Annotated in this window: 15 protein-coding genes; 4 read left to right on the forward strand and 11 right to left on the reverse strand. The window is 69.2% G+C overall.

Going from position 1 to position 12,970, the window contains the following annotated elements:
- The first annotated feature begins 139 nt into the window (after window positions 1-139).
- Entirely contained in the window at window positions 140-472 is a 333-nt protein-coding gene (locus tag OEJ37_RS03545) for a cupredoxin domain-containing protein (RefSeq protein WP_174419973.1), read from the forward strand.
- A gap of 12 nt (window positions 473-484) precedes the next feature.
- Entirely contained in the window at window positions 485-1,321 is an 837-nt protein-coding gene (locus OEJ37_RS03550) for an FTR1 family protein (protein WP_152858497.1), read from the forward strand.
- Between the two features lie 91 nt (window positions 1,322-1,412).
- Here OEJ37_RS03550 and OEJ37_RS03555 read toward each other — a convergent pair whose 3' ends face one another.
- The 7 genes from OEJ37_RS03555 to OEJ37_RS03585 form a co-directional block, all read right to left on the reverse strand.
- Window positions 1,413-1,631, reverse strand: a complete 219-nt coding sequence (locus OEJ37_RS03555) for a hypothetical protein (protein ID WP_072437493.1) — start codon at window positions 1,629-1,631, stop codon at window positions 1,413-1,415.
- Window positions 1,631-2,110, reverse strand: coding sequence for a hypothetical protein (locus OEJ37_RS03560; RefSeq protein WP_263343220.1), 480 nt, complete (start codon window positions 2,108-2,110; stop codon window positions 1,631-1,633). Before OEJ37_RS03560 ends, OEJ37_RS03555 begins: the two co-directional genes overlap by 1 nt.
- Window positions 2,111-2,168: 58 nt before the next feature.
- Window positions 2,169-3,986 carry a glutamine--fructose-6-phosphate transaminase (isomerizing) gene (glmS, locus tag OEJ37_RS03565; protein ID WP_174419971.1) on the reverse strand — a complete coding sequence of 606 codons (1,818 nt, stop codon included), beginning with the start codon at window positions 3,984-3,986 and terminating at the stop codon, window positions 2,169-2,171.
- Window positions 3,987-4,040: 54 nt separating this feature from the next.
- Entirely contained in the window at window positions 4,041-5,402 is a 1,362-nt protein-coding gene (gene glmU, locus OEJ37_RS03570; RefSeq protein WP_174419970.1) for a bifunctional UDP-N-acetylglucosamine diphosphorylase/glucosamine-1-phosphate N-acetyltransferase GlmU, read from the reverse strand.
- 135 nt (window positions 5,403-5,537) lie between these two features.
- The gene (gene ttcA / locus OEJ37_RS03575) at window positions 5,538-6,533 is read right to left on the reverse strand and encodes a tRNA 2-thiocytidine(32) synthetase TtcA (RefSeq protein ID WP_175919502.1); all 996 of its coding nucleotides are present in this window, start codon (window positions 6,531-6,533) and stop codon (window positions 5,538-5,540) included.
- Window positions 6,530-6,934: a dihydroneopterin aldolase gene (locus OEJ37_RS03580; RefSeq protein WP_059521150.1), complete on the reverse strand. Its 405-nt coding sequence runs from the start codon at window positions 6,932-6,934 to the stop codon at window positions 6,530-6,532. The genes ttcA and OEJ37_RS03580 overlap by 4 nt, the downstream gene beginning before the upstream one ends.
- Window positions 6,935-7,011: 77 nt before the next feature.
- Window positions 7,012-7,755, reverse strand: coding sequence for an SDR family oxidoreductase (locus OEJ37_RS03585; protein ID WP_263343222.1), 744 nt, complete (start codon window positions 7,753-7,755; stop codon window positions 7,012-7,014).
- A 13-nt stretch (window positions 7,756-7,768) separates the two neighbouring features.
- On the opposite strand from OEJ37_RS03585, the gene OEJ37_RS03590 reads away from it, so the two are divergent.
- Both OEJ37_RS03590 and OEJ37_RS03595 read left to right on the forward strand, forming a co-directional pair.
- Window positions 7,769-8,965, forward strand: coding sequence for a class I SAM-dependent methyltransferase (locus OEJ37_RS03590; protein ID WP_263343223.1), 1,197 nt, complete (start codon window positions 7,769-7,771; stop codon window positions 8,963-8,965).
- A gap of 7 nt (window positions 8,966-8,972) precedes the next feature.
- A complete protein-coding gene (locus OEJ37_RS03595) occupies window positions 8,973-9,167 on the forward strand; it encodes a DUF2905 domain-containing protein (protein WP_031399528.1) in 195 nt (64 codons plus the stop codon).
- 25 nt (window positions 9,168-9,192) lie between these two features.
- Here OEJ37_RS03595 and OEJ37_RS03600 read toward each other — a convergent pair whose 3' ends face one another.
- The 4 genes from OEJ37_RS03600 to OEJ37_RS03615 all read right to left on the reverse strand — a co-directional run bounded on the left by OEJ37_RS03600 (window position 9,193) and on the right by OEJ37_RS03615 (window position 12,725).
- Entirely contained in the window at window positions 9,193-9,414 is a 222-nt protein-coding gene (locus OEJ37_RS03600; protein WP_174419966.1) for a hypothetical protein, read from the reverse strand.
- 109 nt (window positions 9,415-9,523) lie between these two features.
- Window positions 9,524-10,432, reverse strand: coding sequence for a carbohydrate kinase family protein (locus OEJ37_RS03605; RefSeq protein WP_174419965.1), 909 nt, complete (start codon window positions 10,430-10,432; stop codon window positions 9,524-9,526).
- Window positions 10,429-11,709 carry an AGE family epimerase/isomerase gene (locus tag OEJ37_RS03610; RefSeq protein ID WP_175919500.1) on the reverse strand — a complete coding sequence of 427 codons (1,281 nt, stop codon included), beginning with the start codon at window positions 11,707-11,709 and terminating at the stop codon, window positions 10,429-10,431. The genes OEJ37_RS03605 and OEJ37_RS03610 overlap by 4 nt, the downstream gene beginning before the upstream one ends.
- Window positions 11,706-12,725, reverse strand: a complete 1,020-nt coding sequence (locus OEJ37_RS03615; protein WP_174419963.1) for a LacI family DNA-binding transcriptional regulator — start codon at window positions 12,723-12,725, stop codon at window positions 11,706-11,708. Before OEJ37_RS03615 ends, OEJ37_RS03610 begins: the two co-directional genes overlap by 4 nt.
- Between the last annotated feature and the right edge of the window lie 245 nt (window positions 12,726-12,970).

The following is a 12,970-nucleotide window of genomic DNA, read 5'->3' on the forward strand; positions in this document are numbered from 1 at the left end:
TGTGATGAGCGCCTTGCCTGGCAAGGCGCGGCACGCACTTGTGAAACGCTATCTCCATTATGAAAGTAAGGGTACGCGATATCGAAATGCGAATCGATCTTAGTATCAATGTCCTTCGATATTTCATTTCGCTACGCACATGAACCGTTTCGCACTGGGTTTCGCCGCTGTCCTGCTGGGCGCGTCGGCCGCCACCGCATTCGCCGCTGCCGACGACGTCAACCTGACGCTGAAGGACCACAAGTTTTCGCCCGAAGGCGTGACGATTCCGGCCGGCAAGAAAGTGAAGTTCGTCGTGAAGAACCTCGATGCGACGCCCGCGGAATTCGAGAGCGACGACTTCAAGGCCGAGAAGGTCATTCCCGCCGGCAAGTCGGCCGAGATCCTGGTCGGGCCGCTGAAGGCCGGTACCTACGAGTTCCACGACGAGTATCACGAAGCGCAGTCGAAGACCCACCTGACCGTCAAGTAAGCGAATCCCGCCATGCTGTCTACCGCGCTGATTGTCTTTCGTGAAGTGCTCGAGGCCGCGCTGGTGGTCTCGATCGTGATGGCCGCCACGAAGGGCGTGCCGCGGCGCGGCTGGTGGGTCGGCGGCGGGCTCGTCGGTGGTGTGGTCGGCGCGGGCCTGATCGCGGCGTTCGCCGACGTGATCTCGCAGTGGGCGTCCGGCATGGGGCAGGAGGTATTCAATGCGGGCGTGATGTTCGTCGCGACGCTGATGCTGGCCTGGCACTGCATCTGGATGAGCCGGCACGGCCGCGAGATGGCGTTGCACATGGGCGAAGTCGGCCGGGCCGTCGCGGCCGGCAGCCGGCCGCTGACGGGGCTGGCGATCGTGGTCGGCGTCGCGGTGCTGCGCGAAGGCTCCGAGGCCGTGCTGTTCCTGTACGGTATCGCCGCGGGCGATCCGGGGCAGACGCCGCAGATGATCGCCGGCGGGCTGCTCGGCGTGCTCGGCGGCGCCGGGCTCGGTTATGCGATGTATGCGGGGCTGCTGCAGATTCCGCTGAAGCGCCTGTTCTCCGTGACCAACGGGCTGATCGTGCTGCTGGCGGCCGGGATGGCGAGCCAGTGCGTCGGTTTCCTGCTGGCGGCCGGCCTCGTGCCGTCGTGGGGCGACGCGATCTGGGACACGTCGTGGCTGCTGAAGGAGTCGAGCATCGTCGGCAAGGCGCTGCATACGCTGATCGGCTATACCGCGCGTCCGGCAGGCATCCAGATCGCCGCGTACGTCGCGACGCTGGCGGCGATCGTCGTGCTGATGCGGCTCGTCGGTCGTCCGCAGGTGACGGTGAGGCCGCCACGGCATGCCGCGTGAGTTTTCCCGGGTTTGAACGAAAGAAGGGGCGTCCATGACGCCCCTTCTTTCGTTTGCGGTTCGTGGTCGGCTACGCGCCGGCCAGGGTCGGTCAGCGGTGGCTGTCGATCCACGCGCGGGCCCATTCGAGCCCGGCCTCGCGCGCGTCGTCCTCGGTGTCGAATACGCCGAGTACGCCGGACGCTTCGACGAGCTTGTTGTTCTGCGTGATCGTGCCGCTCGCCGCGAAGCGTTCGGGCTGCAGGATCTCGTCCTGCTGCAGGATCGCGTGGCCCCAGATCTGGTAGCCGAGGTAGTTTTGCGCTTCCATTATCGAGTCACCTCCGCGGAGCGGTTGTGCGTGCCGACCCGCAGCACGTTGCCGTCCGGCGTGTATTGCCGCGGGATGTCGGAGAAGTTGAGCGCGTGCGTCTCGTCGGGGCCGGCAGGCTGCATCACCGTGAGACGGCCCGGCGCGGGCTGCGCGACGGGGCGCGGTGCGGCCGGCGCCTCGGCCGCGGCGGGGGGGCGAGGCGAGCCGGCTTTCACGGTTTGCGTGACTCGACGCTTGTGCGGCTTCACGGCGGTTTTCGGCGTTGCGCTCGCGTGCTTCTCGGCGCTCTTGCCGGCGCGCGCGTCGGCGCTCGCGTGCGCGGCTGGCGTACGGGCTTCCGGCGTCCGGGCTTCCGGCGTATGCGCCGCCGGCTTCCGCGCCTCGGGCGGGTTCCAGACCTCGACGTAGTGCTCGGCGGCCCAGCCCGTCGACGCGAACGTCAGCGCCAGCAATCCGCATCCAAACAGTCTTACCATTGTCTCTCCGTCTGTCTCGTTGGTGCGCCGTGCCGGCTGCGCCGATCGGTCTTTCGCCTTACTCCACCGTCACCGATTTCGCGAGGTTCCGCGGCTTGTCGACGTCGGTGCCGCGCGCGCACGCGGTGTGATACGCGAGCAGCTGCAGCGGCACGACGTGCAGGATCGGCGACAGCTGCCCGTAGTGTTCCGGCATCCGGATCACGTGCAGGCCGTCGTCGTTGACGATCTGCGTATCGGCATCGGCGAATACGTACAGCTCGCCGCCGCGCGCACGCACTTCCTGCATGTTCGACTTCAGTTTCTCGAGCAGCGTGTCGTTCGGCGCGACCGTGACGACCGGCATCGCTTCCGTGACGAGCGCGAGCGGCCCGTGCTTCAGTTCGCCGGCCGGATAGGCCTCGGCGTGGATGTACGAGATTTCCTTCAGCTTCAGCGCGCCTTCGAGCGCGATCGGGTAGTGCAGCCCGCGGCCGAGGAACAGCGCGTTTTCCTTGCGCGCGAATTCCTCCGACCACGCGATGATCTGCGGCTCGAGCGCGAGCACGCTGTTCAGCGCGGCCGGCAGGTGGCGCAGCTGCTTCAGGAATTGCGCTTCCTGCGCGGCGTCGACGTGCCCGCGCAGCTTGCCGAGCGTCGCGGCCAGCACGAACAGCGCGACGAGCTGCGTCGTGAACGCCTTCGTCGACGCGACGCCGATCTCGGTGCCCGCGTGCGTCAGGAACTGCATTTCGGTCAGGCGCACCATCGCGCTCGTCGCGACGTTGCAGACCGCGAGCGTATGCGTGTGGCCGAGCGACTGCGCATGCTTGAGCGCCGCGAGCGTGTCGGCCGTCTCGCCGGACTGCGAGATCACGAGCACGAGCTGGCGCGGGTTCGGCACCGATTCGCGGTACCGGTATTCGCTCGCGATCTCGACTTGCGTCGGGATCTTCGCGATCGATTCGAGCCAGTACTTCGCGGTGAGGCCCGAGTAGTAGCTCGTGCCGCACGCGAGGATCAGCAGGCTGTCGATGTCCGCGAACGCGGCGGGCGCGGCGTCGCCGAACAGCGTCGCGTCGAACGCGTCGGTTTGCGGCACGGTATCGCCGATCGCGCGCGGCTGCTCGAAGATTTCCTTCTGCATGAAGTGGCGATACGGGCCCAGCTCGACCGCGCCGCCGTATGCGCTGACGACGCGGATTTCGCGCTGCACGGTGGCGCCGTGGCGGTCGACGATCTTCACGCCGTCGAGCGACAGCTCGCACACGTCGCCTTCCTCGAGGAACGTGAAGCGGTCGGTGCTGCCGGCGAGCGCGAGCGCATCGGACGCGAGGAAGTTCTCGCCGTCGCCGTGGCCGACGACGAGCGGCGAACCCTGGCGCGCGCCGACGACGGTGTGCGGCTGGTCCTTGTGGATCACGGCGATCGCATACGCGCCGTGCAACTGCTGCACGGCTTCGCGCACCGCGTCGAACAGGTTGCCGCGATACAGGCTGTGCACGAGGTGCGCGATCACTTCGGTGTCGGTCTGCGACACGAATTCGTAGCCCTTCGCGCGCAGCGCTTCGCGCAGCGGCTCGAAGTTCTCGATGATGCCGTTGTGGACGAGCGCGAGCGCGTTCGACGAGAAGATCGGGTGCGCGTTGTGCGTGACGGGCGCGCCGTGCGTCGCCCAGCGCGTGTGCGCGACGCCGGTCGTGCCTTCGAGGTGCGATTCGCGCACCTGCGCGTCGAGATCGGCGACGCGCGCGACGCTGCGCGCGCGCTTCGGTGCGCCGGGCTCGAGCACGGCGACGCCGCACGAGTCGTAGCCACGGTATTCGAGGCGCCGCAATCCTTCGATCAGCACCGGAACGATATTACGCTGCGCAACTGCGCCGACAATGCCGCACATGAATGGTCAGTCCTGTAAGTCGACGCGGGCGCCGCCGGGGCGCCCGCAAAAGGTTCAGCTCTTCTTCTTGACCGGGCGGACGTAGCCGCTCTTCGTGGTCTGGGTCTTCTCGTTCAATGCGAGCAGGCCGTCGGCGACGTCCTTCCAGATCGTCGTGCCGGCCGCGATCGTCACGCCGCGGCCGACGCGCACGGGCGCGACGAGCTGCGTGTCGGAGCCGACGAACACGTCGTCCTCGATCACGGTGCGGAACTTGTTCGCGCCGTCGTAGTTGCAGGTGATCGTGCCCGCGCCGATGTTCACGCGCGCGCCGATGTCGGCGTCGCCGATGTACGTGAGGTGGTTCGCCTTCGAGCCGTGGCCGATCACCGCGTTCTTCACCTCGACGAAGTTGCCGACGTGCGCTTCGTCCGCGAGCTGCGCGCCGGGGCGCAGCCGCGCGTACGGGCCGATCACGGTGTTCGCGCCGAGCTCGGCGCCGTCGATGTGCGAGAACGCGTCGATGCGCGTGCCGGCGCCGACCGACGCGTTGCGGATCACGCAGTTCGCGCCGATCGTCACGTTGTCGGCGAGCGTCACGTTGCCTTCGAACACGCAGTTCACGTCGATCGACACGTCGCGGCCGCAGCGCAGCGTGCCGCGCACGTCGATGCGCGCCGGATCGGCGAGCGTGACGCCGTCGACGAGCAGCGCGTCCGCGACATTGCGCTGGTGGATGCGCTCGAGTTCGGCGAGCTGCGCCTTGCTGTTCACGCCGAGCGTTTCCCATTCGTCGTCGGGCTGCGCCGTGACGACCTCGAAGCCGGCCTCGATCGCAAGCTCGACGACGTCGGTCAGGTAGTACTCGCCCTGCGCGTTTTCGTTCTTCAACGCGCCGAGCCACATCGACAGCTGGGCGGTGGGCGTGACGATGATGCCGGTGTTGATCTCGGCGATCTTCAACTCGTCCGGCGACGCGTCCTTCTGCTCGACGATGCGCGTGACGAAGCCGGCCGCGTCGCGCACGATGCGGCCATAGCCGGTCGGATCGTCGAGCGTGACCGTCAGAATCCCGTAGCGGCCGTCGCGCGCGGCGTCGACGAGATGTCGCAGCGTCGACGCGCGGGTGAGCGGCACGTCGCCGTACAGCACGAGCGTCGGCTGCGCGGGATCGAGGAGCGGCAGCGCCTGGCGCACCGCGTGCCCGGTGCCGAGTTGCTCGGCCTGCACCGCGAACTGGACGTCGGGCGCGGCGACGGCAGCCTGGACCCGCTCGGCGCCGTGACCGACGACGACGACGAGCCGGGACGGCTGCAGCGTGCGCGCGGTGTCGATGACGTGGGAGAGGAGCGGCCTGCCGGCCAGGGGGTGAAGCACTTTCGGCAGCGCGGAACGCATGCGCTTGCCGGTGCCTGCCGCCAAAATCACGATATTCATGGCGCCAGCTTGTCAGAGGAGTTCGAAGCCGTCCATTTTAGCATGCGGCCCCCGCCGTTCCGGGCCCGCCGCGCGGCTCCGGCGGCGCCGGAAAGGGCGGCCGGCGCCCCGTTCCGGCGGGAATTCCGACCCCGATTACAGATCGTCGAACTGGACGATCGAGATCGGTCGGGCGGCGCCCGGCGCCGTTGCGTCGTCGCCCGACGCGCACGGCTCCTCGTCGAACGCGATGTCGCCCTGCGGATCGGCTTCGCCTGTCGCGCGCAGCGACGTGAACGGGAACAGCGTCGTATCCATCAGGTGCGACGGCACGACCTTCGCGAGCGCGTTGAACATGTTCTCGACGCGGCCCGGGAAGCGCTTGTCCCATTCGCGGATCAGCGCCTTCATTTCCGCGCGCTTCAGGTTCGGCTGGCTGCCGCACAGGTTGCACGGGATGATCGGGAATTCGCGCAGCTCCGCGTATTTCTCGAGATCCGTTTCCTTCACGTACGCGAGCGGGCGGATCACGATGTTCTTGCCGTCGTCCGACTGCAGCTTCGGCGGCATCCCCTTCAGCTTGCCGCCGTAGAACATGTTCAGCAGCAGCGTCTGCACGATGTCGTCGCGGTGATGGCCGAGCGCGATCTTGGTCGCGCCGAGCTCGCCGGCCACGCGGTACAGGATCCCGCGGCGCAGCCGCGAGCACAGCGAGCAGGTCGTCTTGCCCTCGGGCACGAGTCGCTTGACGATGCTGTAGGTGTCCTGGTTCTCGATGTGGAACGGCACGCCGACCTGCTTCAGGTACTCGGGCAGCACGTGCTCGGGGAAGCCCGGCTGCTTCTGGTCGAGGTTCACCGCGACGATGTCGAAGTCGATCGGCGCGCGCTCGCGCAGGCGCAGCAGCACGTCGAGCATCGCGTAGCTGTCCTTGCCGCCCGACAGGCAGACCATCACCTTGTCGCCGTGCTCGATCATGTTGTAGTCGCCGATCGCCTGGCCGACCTGGCGCACGATCCGCTTGAACAGCTTGTTGTTCTCGTACGCTTCCTTCTGCTCGCGGCGCGTCAGCGCCTGGCGGCCGGCCGGGGCGGCGGTCGCGTCGAGGGTGGCGGCGTCGGCCGCCGTGTCATTCATGTGGGGGGCGTTCATGCGCGCTCCTCGTCCTTGATGCGAAAGACTTCGACGCCGACGGCGTCGCAGTCCGGATAGGCGTCCGGTTTCTCGGTACAGACGCGTACCGCGCGCACGGCGTCGTGCGCCAGCAGGTGCGCGGCGATCGCGTCGCACAGCGTTTCCTGCAGGTGGATGTGGCCGCGCGCCACGCATTGCGCGACGCTCTGCTTCATCAGGTCGTAGTCGACGACTTCATGGAGACGATCGTCGACGGGGGTGGACAGCGCGAGCGGCACGAACAGGTCGACGTTGATGACGACGCGCTGCTCGCCGCGCTTCTCGTGTTCGAAGGCACCGATGTTGATGTGCACCTCGTAATCGCGCAGGTAGAGCCTGCGGCAATCCGCGAGGCGGGGGTGCAGGAGAGCGGAAAACATGGTCGTCCCAGTCAAATTGGCGTGCGCGCACGCAAAGCGGCGCGGGCGGCGGCAGTCAGGCCGCGCGCCCGCGCGGTTCATTCATTCGGGCCGGCGGCGGGCGGCACGAGGTGCTCGCCGCCGTCGACGGTCAGCGTCGCGCCCGTGACGCCGGGCGCGCTCGCGAGATAGCAGGCGGCGGCCGCGATGTCGTCCGCGTGCGCCGCGTGGCCGCGCACGAGCGCCGCGACCCGCACCTTCGGCGCGAGCGCGAGCGCCAGCGCCGACGTCGCGCGGTTCAGCGCGGCCTGCATCAGCGCGTGCGACAACTGCGCCGGCGCCGGGTGAAACAGCGCCTGGTCCAGCACGTGGATCGCGCACGCGCGCAGCGCTTCGTGCTCGCGCGCGGCGTCGGGCGTCGCATCGGCGAGCGCGCGGGCCAGCGCGAGCGGCGCCGTCACGTTGCGCGCGAGTGCGGCGGCGAGCGACGCGCCGTCCACCGTGTGCGCGTCGTCGGTGCCCGCGCTGGCGCTCACGAATACCGCGCACGCGGGCCGGCCGAGCGCCGCGCCGCATGCGGCGACCAATGCGGCCGCGTCGGTTTCCAGGGCCAGATCGGTGTCGAGCACGGCCGCGCGGCGGCCGAGCGCCGCGACCTCGGCGACGATCGCATCGGCGGCCGCGCGCGGCGCGCCGTGGCTGCGCTGCAGCGCGACGTCCCAGCCGCGGCGCGCAAATCCCGTCGCGAGCGCACGACCGATCGACGCGGCGTCGGCCGCGCTGCCCAGGGCGCCCGCGACGAGCACCACGCGCAGGGTCGACGTATCGGCTGAAACGGTCATTTACAATGCCGGGATGAACCCGAAAGCTCACGAACCCGCTAGTTTACCTGCTCCCGGCCCTGACGCGCTCGCGCAGTCCGAAACCCTTGCCGCGCAACTGCGCGACGAGATCGCGGCGGCCGGCGGCTGGCTGCCGTTCGACCGCTTCATGGAGCGCGCGCTGTACGCGCCGGGCCTCGGCTATTACAGCGGCGGCGCGCGCAAGTTCGGGCGCCGCGCCGACGACGGCAGCGACTTCGTCACCGCGCCCGAGCTGTCGCCGCTGTTCGCGCAAACTCTCGCGCAACCGGTCGCGGAAGCGCTCGCGGCGAGCGGCACGCGCCGCGTGATGGAATTCGGCGCCGGCACGGGCAAGCTCGCGGCCGGGCTGCTCGAGGCGCTCGACGCGCTCGGCGCCACACTCGACGAATACCTGATCGTCGACCTGTCAGGCGAACTGCGCGAACGGCAGCGCGACACGATCGCGGCCGCCGCGCCGGCGCTCGCCGCGAAGGTGCGCTGGCTCGACGCGCTGCCCGAGCGGTTCGAGGGCGTCGTGGTCGGCAACGAGGTGCTCGATGCGATGCCGGTGCGGTTGTTCGCGAAGGCGGACGGCGCGTGGCACGAGCGCGGCGTCGCACTCGACGCGCGGCACGCGTTCGTGTTCGAGGACCGGCCGGCCGCGCCGGCCAGCCGGCCGCCGGTGCTCGCGGCGCTCGACGCCGAGGTCGCCGACGGCTACGTGACCGAGACGCACGAGGCCGCGCTGGCGTTCACGCGCACCGTCTGCACGATGCTCGCGCGCGGCGCGGTGCTGCTGGTCGACTACGGCTTTCCCGCGCACGAGTACTACCATCCGCAGCGCGACCGCGGCACGCTGATGTGCCACTACCGCCATCACGCGCACGACGACCCGTTCCTGTACCCGGGCCTGCAGGACATCACCGCGCACGTCGAATTCACCGGCATCTACGACGCGGCCATCGCCGCCGGCGCCGACCTGCTCGGCTACACGTCGCAGGCGCGCTTCCTGCTGAACGCGGGCATCACCGATGCGCTGGCCGCGATCGACCCGTCCGACATCCGGCAGTTCCTGCCGGCCGCGAACGCGGTGCAGAAGCTGATCTCCGAAGCCGAGATGGGCGAGCTGTTCAAGGTGATCGCTTTTTCGCGCGGCATCGACGGCACGCTCGACGCGTTCGCGCGCGGCGACCGCTCGCACGCGCTCTGAGGCCGGCATGCTGCGCTGGCTGATGACGTCGTTCGTCGCGGTGATGATCCTGACGCGCTGCTGGCCGTGGCTCGGCAAGCTCGGCATCGGGCGGATGCCGGGCGACGTCACGCTGACGCTCGGCGGGCGGCGCTACCCGTTCCCGTTCATGTCGACGCTGGTGCTGACGATGCTGGTATCGATGGTGGCGCGGCTGCTCTGAGCCGCGCCGGAAAGGGCGGTGCGCGTTACATCTCGATCTCGCCGAGGATCCGGTGCGCGAGCGCCTTCGCCTCGTCGAACGCTTCTTCCTCGCTGGGGCTCGTCGAGTGGACGTCGTAGCGCGTGTTCTCGGTGTCGTCCCCGTTGTCCCGCGCGAGGATCACGTAACCCTGGAACTGCCCGTTGGCCGAATGCTGGGTATGCGCCTTGGCCGTGTAGATACCCTTCGTGAACGTGTTCGTGTCCATCGTGCCTCTCCCGCAAAAGGACACTTCATCGTAGCACTGCGGCGCAGCATGTACAGCGCGGCTTATCGGTGACCGAACGGCGGCCGGTCAGCGCCCGGTCACCGTTCGATCAGCCCTCGATCAGCGCGACGACCTCGTCGAGCGTCGGCGCGTGCGCGCCCGTGTGCCGGCATGCGGCGGCGCCCGCCGCCAGCGCGAACGCGAGATGCTCGCGCCACGATCGCTGCGGCGCGGCCATCAGGCTGAACAGCATGCCGCCGATCGACGCGTCGCCCGCGCCGACGGTGTCGGCCACCTCGACGCGCGGCGGGCTGGCCACGTGCGCGTCGCCGTCCGCGTAGAGCGTCGCCGCCTGCGCGCCGCGCGTGACGAGCACGGCCGCGCGCGGGTTCAGCGCGCGCACCGCCGCGACCGCATCGGGGCCGTCGCCGCCGAACAGGTGCCGCAGGTCCTCGTCGGACACCTTGATCAGGTCGGCGAGCGCAGCCATCTTCGCGAGCGTCGGCCGGTACGCGGCCGTCATCAGGTTGCGGACGTTCGGGTCGAAGCTGATCTTCACGCCGCGCGCGTGCAGGTCGGCCGCGAGCGCGGCCAGCGTGCCCGCGAGCGGTTCGCGCACGAGGCTGATACAGCCGAAATGCGCCCATTTCACGTGGTCGGTCCAGCCGGCAGGCAGCCGCGCGGGATCGAACGCGAGATCGGCGCTCGCTTCGCCGATGAAGAAGTACGCGGGCGGGCGCGTCTCGTGGACGATCGCGAGCAGCGGCGGCCGTGCGACGCGCTGCAGGAAGCGCAGGTCGAGCCCGGCCGCTTCGCTCGTGCGCCACAGCACGTCGGAGAAGCAGTCCTCGCCGATCGAGCCCGCGAGCGCGCTCGGCACACCGAGCCGCGCGACCGCGCGCGCGACGTTCCAGCCGGCGCCGCCCGGCACCGACGTCCACTGCGCATCGCCCGCGCGCACCATGTCGGTCAGGATGTCGCCCGCCGATACGAAAGCCGGAAACGTGCCGCCGCTCATTGCGTCGGCTCGCTGCGCACCGTGCGCGCAAGGGTCGCGAGCACGTCATAGCACGCGCCCATCGTGTGATAGTCGGTCTTGCCGGCCGGGCTCTTCTCGTCGCTGTACTTGCGGTTGTCGCAGGTGAGGATCCGGTACCACGCGCCGTAGCGGTGATCGACGAAATGCGCCCAGCTATAGCGCCAGATCTCGTCGTACCAGTCCCAGAAGCGCTCGCTGCCGGTGCGCGCGCCGAGCATCGCGGCCGCCGCGAAGGTTTCCGCCTGCACCCAGAAGTACTTGTTGTGGTCGCAGATCGTGAAGTCGGGGCCGAAGCCGTAGTACAGGCCGCCGTGATCGGCGTCCCATGCGTGCGTGAGCGCCGCGTCGAACAGTTCGGCCGCGCGCGGCACGAGCCAGTCGAGCGGGCGGTGCCGCTCTAGGATCAGCAGCAGCTTTGCCCATTCGGTCTGGTGCCCGGGCTGGAAGCCCCACGGACGGAAGATGTTCGAGCTGTCTTCCTTGTTGTAGTCCCAGTCGACCGACCAGTCCGCGTGGTAGTGCTCCCATACGAGCCCGCCCGACAGCGCGGCCTGGCGCTGCGTGACGTGGGTCGCGAGCTTTTCCGCGCGATCGAGGTACGTGAGGTGGCCGGTCGCCTCGTAGGCCGCGAGCAGCGCTTCCGTCATGTGCATGTTCGCGTTCTGGCCGCGGTACGACGACACGATCCAGTTCGGCGTCGCGTCGTCCGCATACAGGCCCGCGGCCGCATCCCAGAAGCGGTGCTCGGCCAGCTCGTAGGTCGCCGCGATCAGCGGGCGTGCCTCGTCGATGCCGGCCATCGTCGCGTGCGCGGCCGCGAGCAGCACGAACGCGAGCCCGTAGCAGTGGCGCGTGCCGTCGAGCGTCGCGCGCTTCGCGCCGTCGCGCCAGTCGAGTTCCCAGTCGTAGCCCTGCAGTTCGTCGTCCCAGTGCACGTCGCGCAGGAAGCGCAGCCCGTGGCGCGCGTATTCGAGGTGACGCGGATCGCCGAAATGCCGGTACGCCATCGCGTAGTTGAAGACGAATCGGCAACTGCTGACGAGGTGGCGCGACGTGCGGTTGTAGATGCTGCCGTCGTCGCGGAAGTAGTGATAGAAGCCGCCTGTCGGGTCGAACGCGTTCGTCGCGTAGAAGCGCAGCGTGTCCTCGACGTGCGACAGCAGGAACGACGGATCGCGGAAGCTCGCGACGAGCGGCGCGGCTTGCGTGTGGGCGGCCGGCGCGGCCGTGCAGGGTTGGACCGGGGGCATGTTCATGTTTCGGTGACCGTTGCGATATCGAGTGCCGGGGAGCCGGCGGGCTGGCTGCTGGCCCGCACGATCAGCTCGACGGGCAGGGAAATCTCGGTGTGCTCGGGCGCTTCGGCGAGCAGCAGCTCGACGCCGCGGCGGCCGAGCGCTTCCTTGTCGACCGACAGCGTCGTGAGCGGCGGGCTCGCGTGCGCGGCGGCCGGGATGTTGTCGAAGCCGACGATCGCGATGTCGTCCGGAATCCGCAGGCCGCGCGCGGTGCACACGCGCTGCGCGGCCAGCGCGGCCGCGTCGTTGTACGCGAAGACGGCGTCGGGGCGCGGGCCCGGCGCGTCGAGCAGTTGCGCCATCGCGCGCGCGGCGCCGGTGTCGGGGTCGAGCCCCGCGTCGATCGTCACTTCGTATGCGGGATCGAACAGCCGCCCGGCCTCGAAGAATGCGCGCCGGTAGCCGATCGCGCGCTGCGCGATGCTGTAGTGCGCGGGCGAACCGCCGATGAACGCGATCCGCGAACGGCCGGTGGCGAGCAGGTGGCGCATCGCGAGCGCGGCGCCCGTCGCGTTGTCGATGTTGACCGAGCGCAGCCCGGGCGCCCACAGGTCGATCAGCACCAGCGGCCGGCCGGTTGCGGCGAGCGCCTCGATCGTCTCGGGCTCGATGAAGCCGGCGACCGCGATCGCGTCGGGCGCGTGCGGGCGCATCTGGCGCAGCACGTCGTCGTTCGGGCCGACCGTGAGCAGCGTCGGCACGATGCCGCGCTCGCGGCATGCGTCCTCGACGCCGTGCAGCACGTGCGAGAAGAACGGGCTCGCGGGAAAGCGGTTGTGCTGGCGGTGCAGCAGGAAGGTGAGCCGGCGGATACGCGGCCGCAACTGCGCGGAATCGTAGCCGAGCTGCTGCGCGATCTCGACGATGCGCGCACGCGTTGCTTCCGACAGGCCCGGCTGGTTTTTCAGCGCGCGGGAGACGGTGCCGATCGAGACCTCTGCCGCCCGCGCGACATCGCGAATGGTGGTGCCCATCGTTCGGGGTTCGGTTTGTTTAGGTTGAAAGCGATTGTATAGTAAAACACTTCGCGGAATTCGGGCCGGATGACCGGGGAATACCCGCGAATAGTGCCTTTTTAGGCGCTAATCTGCGAAAACGCCGTTACTAAAAATACTAAACAAAACGCGAAAAAGGCAAGGTGGTCGTGCGGGTGCCCGATGGCGCGGGCGGCCGGCGGGAAATGGACGGGAAAGAGGCCGGAAAGCGGGCGGTTTCGAGC

Origin of the sequence: Burkholderia sp. BKH01 (genome assembly GCF_025685725.1) — a bacterium.
Taxonomy (GTDB): Bacteria; Pseudomonadota; Gammaproteobacteria; order Burkholderiales; family Burkholderiaceae; genus Burkholderia; species Burkholderia pyrrocinia_C.